This window comes from Microbacterium sp. KR10-403 (assembly GCF_040196215.1).
GTDB lineage: Bacteria > Actinomycetota > Actinomycetes > Actinomycetales > Microbacteriaceae > Microbacterium.
The window spans coordinates 58012-69965 of sequence record NZ_JBEGDC010000008.1; the positions used below are offsets into that span (position 1 = coordinate 58012).

An 11954-nucleotide genomic window follows, 5' to 3' on the forward strand; every position below is an offset into this window, starting at 1 on the left:
ACTTGCGAAACCCTGTGGAAAATCACGGAAACACGAAAAGGGCCGGGTCCCGAAGGACCCGACCCTCTCCGCAGTGGAGCTAGTGGCTCACTTGCTGATCTTGGTCACCGTGCCGGCGCCGACGGTGCGGCCACCCTCACGGATCGCGAAGCCGAGGCCCTCTTCCATGGCGATCGGCTGGATGAGCTCGACGGCCATGTCGGTGGTGTCACCGGGCATGACCATCTCGGTGCCCTCGGGCAGCGTGATGACGCCGGTGACGTCCGTGGTGCGGAAGTAGAACTGCGGACGGTAGTTCGTGTAGAAGGGGTTGTGACGGCCACCCTCGTCCTTGGACAGGATGTACGCCGTGCCCTCGAAGTTGGTGTGCGGGGTCACCGAACCCGGCTTGGCGACGACCTGGCCGCGCTCGACGTCGTCACGCTTGGTGCCGCGCAGGAGCAGACCACAGTTCTCGCCGGCCCAGGCCTCGTCGAGCTGCTTGTGGAACATCTCGATACCGGTGACGGTCGTCTTCTGCGTCGGGCGCAGACCCACGATCTCGACCTCGGAGTTGATGGCCAGGGTGCCGCGCTCGGCACGGCCGGTGACGACGGTGCCACGACCGGTGATCGTGAAGACGTCCTCGATCGGCATGAGGAACGGCTTGTCCTTGTCGCGCACCGGGTCGGGGATGGACTCGTCGACGGCCTCCATGAGGTCGAGGATCGACTGCGTCCACTTCTCGTCGCCCTCGAGCGCCTTCAGCGCCGAGACGCGAACAACGGGGGCGTCCTCAGCGAAGCCCTGGCTGGCGAGCAGCTCGCGGACCTCGAGCTCGACGAGCTCCAGGATCTCCTCGTCGTCGACCGCGTCGGACTTGTTCAGCGCGACGAGCAGGTACGGCACGCCGACCTGCTTGGCGAGCAGAACGTGCTCACGGGTCTGAGCCATCGGGCCGTCGGTGGCGGCGACCACGAGGATCGCGCCGTCCATCTGAGCGGCACCGGTGATCATGTTCTTGACGTAGTCGGCGTGGCCCGGGGCGTCCACGTGAGCGTAGTGACGCTTGGGGGTCTCGTACTCGATGTGCGAGATGTTGATCGTGATGCCGCGCTGGCGCTCCTCAGGAGCGGAGTCGATCGACGAGAAGTCGCGGACGACGTTGACATCCGACGGGTACTTGTCGGCGAGCACCTTGGAGATCGCGGCAGACAGCGTGGTCTTGCCGTGGTCGACGTGACCGATCGTTCCGATGTTCACGTGCGGCTTGGTCCGCTCGAACTTGGCCTTAGCCACTGGGTCCTCCTCAGGACGGTCGTGTAGAGATTCCGGGCACTGGATTGCGACCGGCTCGCTACGGGGATGTCTCTCAGTCTAGTAGAGACGGTTCTGGTTCTTTGATGTGAAGTTGTGAAGGGTGGATGCCGCGGCCCGAACGCCGGCCCGCGGCATCCGGACGATCACTCGCCCTTGGTCTTCTGGATGATCTCGTCGGCCACGGCGCGAGGAACCTCGGCGTAGCTGTCGAACTCCATCGAGTAGACGGCGCGACCACTGGTCTTCGACCGGAGGTCGCCGATGTAGCCGAACATCTCCGACAGCGGGACGAGCGCGCGGACGACCTTCACGCCCTGCGCGTCCTCCATCGCCTGGATCTGTCCACGACGGCTGTTCAGGTCGCCGATGACGTCGCCCATGTACTCCTCGGGCGTACGCACCTCGACGGCCATGAGCGGCTCGAGGATGACCGGGTTCGCCTTGCGGACGGCCTCCTTGAAGCCCATCGAACCGGCGATCTTGAACGCCATCTCCGACGAGTCGACGTCGTGCGAGGCACCGTCGATCAGGGTCGCCTTGACCCCGACCATCGGGTAACCGGCCAGCACGCCGACCTGCATGGCGTCCTGGAAGCCCTGGTTGGTGGGCTCGATGTACTCGCGCGGGATGCGGCCACCGGTGACCTTGTTCTCGAACTCGTACGTCTTCTCGGCCGTGACCTCGAGGGGCTCGAGCGCGAACTGGATCTTCGCGAACTGACCCGAACCACCGGTCTGCTTCTTGTGCGTGTAGTCGTGACGCTCGACGGCCTTGCGGATCGTCTCGCGGTACGCCACCTGCGGCTTGCCGACGTTCGCCTCGACCTTGAACTCGCGCTTCATGCGGTCCACGAGGATGTCGAGGTGCAGCTCGCCCATGCCCTTGATGGTCGTCTGGCCGGTCTCGGAGTTCTGCTCGACGCGGAACGTCGGGTCCTCTTCGGCCAGCTTCTGGATGGCGACACCCAGCTTCTCCTGGTCGGCCTTGGTCTTCGGCTCGATGGCGACCTCGATGACCGGCTCGGGGAACGTCATCGACTCGAGCACGACGGGCGCGCTCGGGTCGGCCAGGGTGTCACCGGTGGTGGTGTCCTTCAGGCCGATCACGGCGTAGATGTGGCCCGCGGTGACCGCGTCGACCGGGTTCTCCTTGTTGGCGTGCATCTGGAAGATCTTGCCGATGCGCTCCTTCTTGCCCTTGGTCGCGTTGACGACCTGGGCGCCGGAGTCGACGTGACCCGAGTAGACGCGCACGTAGGTGAGACGGCCGAAGAACGGGTGCACGGCGATCTTGAACGCCAGCGCGGCGAACGGCTCGTCGCGGCTCGGGTGGCGCTCGATGATCTTCTCTTCGTCCTTGGGGTCGTGCGCCTCGATGGCGGGCACGTCCTCGGGCGAGGGCAGGTAGTCCACGACCGCGTCGAGCATCGGCTGCACGCCGCGGTTCTTGAACGCCGAGCCGCAGAGCACCGGGTACAGCTCGCCGCCGACCGTGAGCTTGCGGATGGCGCCCTTGATCTCGGCGACCGTCAGCTCTTCGCCGCCGAAGTACTTCTCGAGCAGCGCCTCGTCGGACTCGGCGACGGTCTCGAGCAGCTTCTCGCGGTACTCCTGGGCCTTCTCGACGAGGTCGGCGGGGATCTCCTGCACCTCGTACTTGGCGCCCATGGTCACGTCGCCCTTGGCGTCGCCGGGCCACACCAGCGCGCGCATCTCGATGAGGTCGACGACGCCGACGAAGTCGGCCTCGGCACCGATCGGCAGCTGCAGCACGAGCGGCTTGGCCTTCAGGCGGTTGACGATGGTGTCGACCGTGAAGTAGAAGTCGGCGCCCATCTTGTCCATCTTGTTGACGAAGCAGATGCGGGGCACGTCATACTTGTCGGCCTGACGCCAGACGGTCTCGGACTGGGGCTCGACGCCCTCCTTGCCGTCGAAGACGGCGACGGCGCCGTCGAGCACGCGCAGCGAGCGCTCCACCTCGACGGTGAAGTCGACGTGGCCGGGCGTGTCGATGATGTTGACCTGGGTGCCGTTCCAGAAGCAGGTCACCGCGGCGGAGGTGATGGTGATGCCGCGCTCCTGCTCCTGCTCCATCCAGTCGGTCGTCGATGCGCCGTCGTGCGTCTCGCCGATCTTGTGGTTGACGCCCGTGTAGAAGAGGATGCGCTCGGTCGTCGTCGTCTTGCCGGCATCGATGTGCGCCATGATGCCGATGTTGCGGACCTTCTTGAGGTCGGTGAGCACGTCTTGTGCCACGGGATGTCTTCCTTGTCTTTACTCGGTCGTTGAGCGAGCGGCATCAGCCGCGAGCCGGAACGCGTTCCGACTCGGCCCTGTGGGCCTCGCTCAACGACCGGGGGTTGTTGGTTGTTACCAGCGGTAGTGTGCGAACGCGCGGTTCGACTCGGCCATCTTGTGGGTGTCTTCGCGGCGCTTGACCGCGGCACCGAGGCCGTTCGAGGCATCCAGGATCTCGTTCTGGAGGCGCTCGGTCATCGTCTTCTCGCGACGGCCCTTCGCGTAGCTGACCAGCCAGCGGAGGGCGAGCGTGTTGGCGCGGTGAGGCTTGACCTCGACCGGCACCTGATAGGTCGAACCGCCGACGCGGCGGCTCTTGACCTCGAGCGTGGGGCGCACGTTGTCGAGCGCCTTCTTCAGCGTGGCGACGGCGTCCTGACCGCTCTTCGCCTCAACACCCTGCAGGGCGCCGTAGACGATCGACTCGGCGAGGGACTTCTTGCCGTCCACGAGGATCTTGTTGACCAGCTGCGACACGACGGGCGCGCCGTAGACCGGGTCGTTGACGACGGGGCGCTTGGGGGCCGGACCCTTACGAGGCATCTAACTCAACCCTTCTTCGCGCCGTAGTGGGAACGACCCTGCTTACGGTTCTTGACGGCCTGGGTGTCCAGGGCACCGCGGACGATCTTGTAACGCACACCGGGGAGGTCCTTCACACGACCGCCGCGGATGAGCACGAGCGAGTGCTCCTGCAGGTTGTGGCCCTCACCCGGGATGTACGCCGTGACCTCGGTCCCGTTGCGCAGCTTCACACGGGCGACCTTGCGCATCGCCGAGTTCGGCTTCTTCGGGGTGGTGGTGTACACGCGGGTGCACACGCCTGCCTGCTGCGGGTTCGACTTCAGGGCGGGAGCCTTGGTCTTGGAGACCTTCGGCGAACGCCCCTTGCGAACCAACTGCTGAATGGTTGGCACGTTCTTCCTTCTGTGTTGTGCTGCACGGTGACAGCGTCGTGGTTTCACCACAGATCCACCGGCGCGACAGGATGGTGCCGTGCTGTTCGTGGTGGATATGCCGTGGGGGTGGCCTGTTCACAGGCCGGTCCCGGATCAGTGCGGACCTGCACTCCCCCACCCGGTGCCGAGGCACAGCGAGAGGGGCGCATGAGCGCACACTGCCTCAATGATACGCGTCATCGGGCGAACGGGTCAAACGGCGCTCAGCCCGCACTCAGCAGGGCGATCAGCACCCCGACGCCGACCGCGGCGACCGCCACCACGGCGATGCCGACAAGCAGTGCCGTGCGCGTTCGCGACGAGCGCGCGACGTGCTGCTGCGCGGCCGTGTCGACGTACGCCTGCGGCGCCTGCGGCGGCGGCGGCGTGCGCTCCACCCGCACCGGCTCGGCCGCGCGGGGACGGTAGATCGCACGGGTCGGCGCGCCGTCGGCGGCGGCGCGCTCGCGCGGCGGGATCACCGCGTGCGGGATGCTGCGGTCCGCGGCCCGTGCGGCCCGGGCCGAGACGAGGGTGTCGTCGAGCTCGTCGGCGGGCGGCGCGTCGTCGGCGGTGGAACGACGGCGCACCGTCAGGGTGTGGTCGTGAAGCGGCTCCGCCGTGCGGCGCCGCGGGACGCGCACGGTGCTGTCGTCGTCCTCCGGTTCGGCCGCCGGATCCGGTTCGGCAAGGGGTGCCCCGCGGTCCACATGCACGGTGCGGTCGTCGGGGTCCGCGGCTGCGACGTCGGCCGCGGCATCCCTCCCCGCCTGCACCCGCCTCGGTGAGACCACCGTGTCGTCGAGATCATCGGGCAGCGCGGGCACGGCATCCGCCGCGGGCTGCGGCGCCGCCGGCACCCCCGGAGCGACGGCACGGCGACGCGAGATGCGCGTGTCGCCGAGCTCGTCGTCGTCCGGCACGAAGGTCACAGCTCGTCGCGCTCCATCGCCAGCTCGGCGTCGCCGAGCAGGAAGCGTCCGAGCACGGGCAGCGGGCGGTGCGGCTCGACGTCGATCTCGGTGCCGTCCTCGTCGATGATGACGACGCCGTTGGTCGAGTCGAGGTCGGTGATCGCCCAGAGGGTGTCGTCCTTGAGTTCGAGGCGCGCGTGCGTCTTCGACACCGTGCGCGTCTCATCGACGATCGACACCAGCTGCGCCTGCGGGAAGTCGGGGTCGCTCACCGGGCGGCGCCCGACGATGATCACGTCCTGCACGATCGGGATGGGCGCGCCGAGCGGAGGCACCAGCATCCACGGCGTGCGCTTGCGCGAGGCGATGATCGTCTCGTCGAAGGCGTCTTCCGAATCGGGCAGCTCGGGCGCCTGCCGCAGGGCGGACACCGACGAGCGCGCCGACATCGGCACGCCCAGCGACGGCGCACCGGCGACGGCGGAGACCTCGCCGGAGGTGTCGGAGAACGCGGTCGGGTCGAACGGACGCACCTGAGCCGGCGCGCTTGGCGCGGGCGGCGCCCAGGGGTTCGCGTCGGGAGCGGGGGCGGGCCACTCCGGCACCTCGCGGATCGGCGCCTCGGCGTGGGCCTCGTCCGCCGGCTCGGCGTCGTCGACGGGCGATGCCGCACGGCGCGGTCCGACCTGAGCGTCGTCGGTGGCGGCGGGGATGATCTGCACCGTTCCGGTGAAGGGCCCGGCCACGGGCGCCGGGCGCACGACGTCGACCGGCTCGTCGAGGTCGTCGTCGTCACCGGCGGGCGCGGGCGCCGACGGCGGCGCGAACGCAGCGAAGGTGTCGTCGTCCGGCACAGCCCGGGCGGCGGCCGGACGCGGTGCCTCGCCGAACGCCGACGACACCGTCGGGTCGGAGACGGCGGGGGCGGATGCCAGGGGTGCGGCCGCCGCGGCGGGCACCGACGTCGGAGCCGGGGCTGTATACGCGGGCGCGGCGTATTCCGGTGCCGCGTGTCCGGGCGCCGCGTGTCCGGGCGTCTCGTGCTGCGGCGCCGCATATCCCGGCGCCGCGTATCCCGGCGCTGCAGCGACAGGGGCGGGTGCGGCGACCGGCGTCGACGCGGGCGCCGGTGTCGACGCAAGGGCGGCAGCGGGCGCCCACGCGGGAGCAGCGGAAGCCGCGGCCGGCCGCGGCGGCACCGGCGGTGCGGGACGGACTCCCGTCGGCATCGGCGCGTGCCACGGGTCGGCCTCGGTGCGCTGGACGCCCGCGGCGCGCGGGGCGGCCTCGCGGGCCGAGACCCAGCGGTTGCGCCCCCATGCCATGATCGACGCCCACACCGGGAACAGCAGCGCGGCGAGCACCGTCATCCCGGCGCCGTAGCCGAAGCGCGTGCCGATGCGATGGCAGGCGATGATCAGCACGACGTACACCACGAGCGAACCGCCCGGGATGATCAGCAGCAGGACCCACCACCAGGCGAAGCCGCCGAGCTCGAGCAGGATCGCCGTGTTCAGGAACGGCACCCAGCCCTTCCAGCCCTCTTCGCCCGCCTTGGCGAAGACGGTCTGCAGGGCGAGACCGATCCACAGGTAGACCGCGATGACGGGTACCAGCGATGTGAGCGACACCGCGATGAGCGTGGAGATGTCGATGTGCGTCATTCGTCAGCGGACGCCGCCGTGCGGCCGCGCCCCCTCCTCTCGGTTCCCCGTGTGAACGATTTCAAAGATACGGCCGCGAGCATCCGTCGCCATAGCGGCAACGATGCCGCCATGCGTCGGCGCTCGTCGTCGACGATGGCCCAGAAGCGCGACGACTCCTCGTCGGTGAGCGCGGCGTCCGAGAACACCGCGCGGTCCGCCTCGACGGCGAGTGTCGCCGCGGCCGGCGACTCGTGCCCGGCGGCGACCTCGGTGCGCGTCGCGGCCGGCGGCAGCGGGCGCCCGTGGTCGACGGCGGCGTCGAGGTACTCGTCCCACCCGCCGACGACCCGTGCGCGCGGCGAGCGGTCACGGCGGCGGCTGCGACGGCGTGCGGCCTTGGCCGCCAGGATCGCCGCGAACGGCCCGAACAGCACCAGGGCACCTGCGAGCGCGATGCCGCCGATCCGCAGCACGGCCCACAGCCCGCTCAGGTCGGCGGGGTCGTCGGTGCGGTGCGGTGCATCGTTCGACTCCTGCTTCGTGGGGTCGGGCGGGTCGACCTCTTCGGCGTTCTGCGAGCGGACCTCGGTCGCGTTCTCCGGGTCACGCAGCTTCGTCACCACCATGTCGGCGCCCTCGGTGTGCTGCGGCGTGACATCGATGGGGATCCACTGGCCGCCGGCATCCCGCACCTCCGTCCAGGCCGTCACGTCGCCGCCCGTGCACACCCCGTCGTCGCAGACGGCGAGGTCTTCGCCGGCCGCCGACAGGCGCGCCCCCACGACCACACGGGCGGGGAAGCCCAGCTGCTCGGCCACGAGCGCCACGGCCACCGCGAACTGCTCGTCATCGCCGGTCGCGGCCACGAGCGAGCCGCTCGAGTCGTCGGCCTGGCGCGCCAGCAGGTCGCGGAACATCGCGTCGACGCGGGCCAGGGAATGTCCCGCCGTGCTCGGCTGGAAGACGTAGCCGTCGCCGAGCAGCCGCATCCACTTCGCGCCGTCCTCGGGGACCGAGAGCGCGTGGCTGAGATACCCGCGCTCGCGCAGCGCCTGCACCAGCGAGGCGAGGCCCGCGCCGCCGGAGCCGGCGTCCTGCTTCTCGATCCACGACTTCACGCTGTCGGGGATCGCCACCTCGGGCGTCGCCCCCGGCGCCTGAGCCGTCGCCAGATCGGGGGTCGACGACGACGTCGCCGTGAGCGTGTACGTCAGCCCCTCGGCGGCGCCTCCGGTCACGACGCCCGCCTCGCCCGCAGCGTCGTAGTAGAACGCATCGGCGGCGGAGGCGGCATCCTTCCCCGTGAAACGCACCTGTTCGAGGGCGCCGAACGTCGGCAGCCAGATTCCCCGCAGGCCGTTCACCGTCACCCGGACGGTCGACTCGGTTCCCGCCGGAGCGCTGCGCCGCGACGGCACGCGCACGAAGCTCGCGCCGGAGGCGGCGGCCGACACGCGGTACTCGGCGCCGTCGTAGGACGTGAGGGTCGCGAGCCGGATGCGGTCGGGCAGCGGGCCGTCGACAGCGCTGACCGTGAACAGCGGTGCGTCGACGTCGGCGTCGGTGAAGTTCGTGCGGTAGTCGGTGAGCGGGCTGATCGCCTCGCTGATGGCCTGGCTCGGGCCGATGCCGCTGCGCAGCACATCGCGCGCACGCACGTCGGCGATCGCCGGCGTCACCACGGCGCCGGCCGCGACGGCGACCACGACCATGCCCGCGGCCAGCGCCGTACGGCGCACGTCGGCGGCGCGGCGGCGGCGCGACAGGCGCACGCCGCTGCTCTGCGCCGCGCGCATCAGCGCGGCCTGACGCGCCGCGGCGGCCCGCCAGGCCAGCCAGACGAGGGAGATGACGAGGGCCAGGATGCCGCAGCCGAGCTCGCGCGGCGCCCCGACCGTGAGCGGGCCGAGCGTGAGCGGGTCGCTCGTCACCGTGCGGCCGAACAGCAGCCCGAACGCCGACATGCCGAGCGCCACGACCGCGGCGAACGCCCCGTGCGGCCGCGGTCGCCACGCCAGGCGCAGGGTGCCGAGCGTGCCGGCGAGGAAGACGATGACGGCCGGAACGAGCAGGTTGCGGTACGTGCCCACCGGCAGGTCGACGGTGATGAGGTCCTTCCAGCCGGTGACGGCACCGGTCAGCAGGTCGCGCAGGGAGTCGGGCAGCGCAGCGAGCGTGGCCGGCGGCACAGCGAGGACGAGTCCGACGACGGCGACCGCCGCCACCGCCACGACCGTCGTCAGCCAGCCGGCCCAGCGCCACACGGTCGCCGCCGCCGAGATCAGCAGCGCGACCACGACGCCGATGCCCGCGACGAGCAGGAACCGCGCATCGCCGTAGACCGGCCAGGCGGCGAGCGCCGCGACGGCGGCCATCGCGACCGCGTAGACGGTGCCGGTTGCGACGTGGGGGGTGCGCAGCGCCGCGAAGCCTCGCGCCTGCGCATCGGTGCGGCGGATCATCCGGTCGCCCCCGCTCCGGTCATCAGGGACGTCTGCGTTCCACGGATCATGAGGCCGGGCAGGTCGTCGAGCAGGCCGACGGTCATCACGGTCAGGCCGCCCAGCGGCTGCGTGCGCGGGTGCGCCTTCTCGTCGCACACGACGCCGACGACCGCGGTCGCCGACGAGAAGGCGAGGGCCGCCTGCCGCAGCATCCGCGGGGTGGTCTGCGAGCCGCAGACGACGAAGGCGAGCGAGAGCGTGTCGGAGGCCTCGACCGCCAGTCGGCACACCTCGGGCAACGGCATCGTGCTCTCCAGCGCGTTCAGCCGCGAGAAGCCGTCGAGCAGCCCGCGCGGCGTGCCCGCCTGCAGCACCTCGATCGACCGCATCCGGCCGCGCACCATCTTGGGGATCGCCGATCCGGTGACCACGTCGATGTCACGGCCGTCGCGCACGGCCTGGACGCCCAGCGAGGCCGCAGCGCTCACGGCGAGCTCGAACTCATCGTCGGTGGCGTACTCCGACTCGGCCAGGCTGAGGATCACGGCCAGCCGGGACCGTCGGGTCTCCTCGAACTGGCGGACCATGAGCCGCCCGGTCTTCGCCGTCGACTTCCAGTGGATCTGACGTCGCGCGTCGCCGGGCACGTATTCGCGGATCGCGTGGAACGACATGTCCGCGTCGACGATGCGCCGAGACGGGTTGCCCTCGAGGTCGCGGATCATGCCGGCGCTCGTCCCTGGCACGACGGCCGTGCGCGGGTGCACGTAGATCTCGTGGCGCTCGTCCCACTCGTGCTCGTGGCGCAGCAGACCGACCGGATCGGTGCGGACGGCGGTCGGCGGGCCGACGGTGATCACACCGCGGCGCATCGCCGGGATCGAGACCGGCTGCTCGGTCTCGTGGCCCGGGCGCAGCAGCGGCACGCCGAGCTCGACGAGGCCCTGCCCGACCGGGAGGTCGACGCGGCCGGGGAGCGTCGTGCGCCCGCCGATGTTGCGGATCGCGATCTGCCCGTCGAGCGGGTCGCCGGCGACCACGCGCTCGTGCGGCAGGTGCACCGCCACGTCGTACCCACGCGCGCCGAACAGGAACGGCACGCTCATCACCAGCAGGGCGAGGGAGGCGAAGCCGGCCACCAGCGCCTCGACCCAACCGAACATCCACCCGAGGGTGAGCCCCACCGTCGCCAGAGCCACCACGAGCCAGCCGGCGGGCGTGACGGTGCGGGCGAGCCAGCCCACGGCCGTCGTCGTGCCGGTCTGCGCCGCACGTGCCGCCGTCAGCGCGGCGACGATCGCGCGCACGAGACCGCCGCGCCGCCGGTCGGTGACCTTCGTGCGCCGCGTCGTCGTGCCCTCGCCCGCGGTCATCCCGCCGAAGGTCGTCGTCGTCCCTTCGGGGAAGGCCGTGTACGCGGCACGGGTGGTCTGGCGAGAGCTCATGCGCCCTCGCGTTGGGTGGGCGGCGGAACATCCAGGAGGATCTGCCCGATGACCGCCTCGGCGGTCACGCCGTCGAACTCGGCCTCGGGGTGCACGATGAGGCGGTGCGAGAGCACCGGGCCGGCGAGCGCCTTCACGTCGTCGGGCGTTGCGTACGTGCGCCCCTGCGAGATCGCGCGGGTGCGCGTGGCACGGGTGAGCGCCAGGGCGCCGCGGATGCTGACGCCCAGCCGCACCTGCTCGGCCGTGCGGGTCGCGTCCACGATGCGGGCGATGTAGTCGAGCACGAGTGCGTTGGCGTACACCTCGCGCGCGAGGTCGGCCATGCCGACGAGGGCCTGCGGGGTGATGACCGGGTCGAGCTTCGAGGTCGGCACGGCCGCGCCGTCGAGGATGCGCACGGTCGCCGCGTGGTCGGGGTAGCCGAGCGACGTCTTCATCATGAAGCGGTCGAGCTGCGCCTCGGGCAGCCGGTAGGTGCCGGCCTGCTCGACCGGGTTCTGCGTCGCCAGCACGAGGAACGGCACGCCGACCGGGCGGGTGACACCGTCGATGGTGACCCTGCCCTCCTCCATCACCTCGAGCAGAGCCGCCTGCGTCTTCGGGCTCGCACGGTTGATCTCATCGGCGAGCACGATGTTGGCGAACACCGGACCGGCGTGGAACTCGAACACGCCCGTCTTCTGGTCGTACACCGTGATGCCCGTGATGTCGCCGGGCAGCAGATCGGGGGTGAACTGGATGCGGGTGTTCGTCCCCTGCACCGACTGCCCCAGGGCGCGGGCCAGAGAGGTCTTGCCGGTGCCGGGCACGTCTTCGAGCAGCACGTGCCCGTCGCTCAGCATCGCGACCAGGACCAGCTCGATGACGTGACGCTTGCCGAGCACGGCGTGCTCGACGTTCTCGGCGAGCTGCCGGAACGTGTCGGCGAACCACGTGGCCTGTTCCTGGGGGATCGTCATTCGTGT

9 protein-coding genes are annotated in these 11954 nt (G+C 70.6%); all 9 read right to left on the bottom strand.

The features are described 5' to 3' along the window. Positions 1-87: 87 nt before the first annotated feature. Positions 88-1278 carry an elongation factor Tu gene (tuf, locus tag ABMQ42_RS17440; RefSeq protein ID WP_349724280.1) on the bottom strand — a complete coding sequence of 397 codons (1191 nt, stop codon included), beginning with the start codon at positions 1276-1278 and terminating at the stop codon, positions 88-90. 164 nt (positions 1279-1442) lie between these two features. Further along, the gene (fusA, locus tag ABMQ42_RS17445; RefSeq protein ID WP_349724281.1) at positions 1443-3557 is read right to left on the bottom strand and encodes an elongation factor G; all 2115 of its coding nucleotides are present in this window, start codon (positions 3555-3557) and stop codon (positions 1443-1445) included. Between the two features lie 114 nt (positions 3558-3671). Next, the gene (rpsG, locus tag ABMQ42_RS17450) at positions 3672-4142 is read right to left on the bottom strand and encodes a 30S ribosomal protein S7 (RefSeq protein WP_029145645.1); all 471 of its coding nucleotides are present in this window, start codon (positions 4140-4142) and stop codon (positions 3672-3674) included. 5 nt (positions 4143-4147) lie between these two features. Beyond that, positions 4148-4516, bottom strand: a complete 369-nt coding sequence (gene rpsL, locus ABMQ42_RS17455) for a 30S ribosomal protein S12 (protein WP_275278760.1) — start codon at positions 4514-4516, stop codon at positions 4148-4150. A gap of 245 nt (positions 4517-4761) precedes the next feature. After that, positions 4762-5469, bottom strand: coding sequence for a hypothetical protein (locus tag ABMQ42_RS17460; protein WP_349724282.1), 708 nt, complete (start codon positions 5467-5469; stop codon positions 4762-4764). After that, a complete protein-coding gene (locus ABMQ42_RS17465) occupies positions 5466-7115 on the bottom strand; it encodes a DUF5684 domain-containing protein (RefSeq protein ID WP_349724283.1) in 1650 nt (549 codons plus the stop codon). Before ABMQ42_RS17465 ends, ABMQ42_RS17460 begins: the two co-directional genes overlap by 4 nt. Next, positions 7112-9559 carry a transglutaminase-like domain-containing protein gene (locus ABMQ42_RS17470; RefSeq protein WP_349724284.1) on the bottom strand — a complete coding sequence of 816 codons (2448 nt, stop codon included), beginning with the start codon at positions 9557-9559 and terminating at the stop codon, positions 7112-7114. Before ABMQ42_RS17470 ends, ABMQ42_RS17465 begins: the two co-directional genes overlap by 4 nt. Continuing rightward, the gene (locus ABMQ42_RS17475; RefSeq protein ID WP_349724285.1) at positions 9556-10986 is read right to left on the bottom strand and encodes a DUF58 domain-containing protein; all 1431 of its coding nucleotides are present in this window, start codon (positions 10984-10986) and stop codon (positions 9556-9558) included. Before ABMQ42_RS17475 ends, ABMQ42_RS17470 begins: the two co-directional genes overlap by 4 nt. Further along, positions 10983-11948: an AAA family ATPase gene (locus ABMQ42_RS17480; RefSeq protein ID WP_349724286.1), complete on the bottom strand. Its 966-nt coding sequence runs from the start codon at positions 11946-11948 to the stop codon at positions 10983-10985. The genes ABMQ42_RS17475 and ABMQ42_RS17480 overlap by 4 nt, the downstream gene beginning before the upstream one ends. Positions 11949-11954 lie beyond the last annotated feature (6 nt).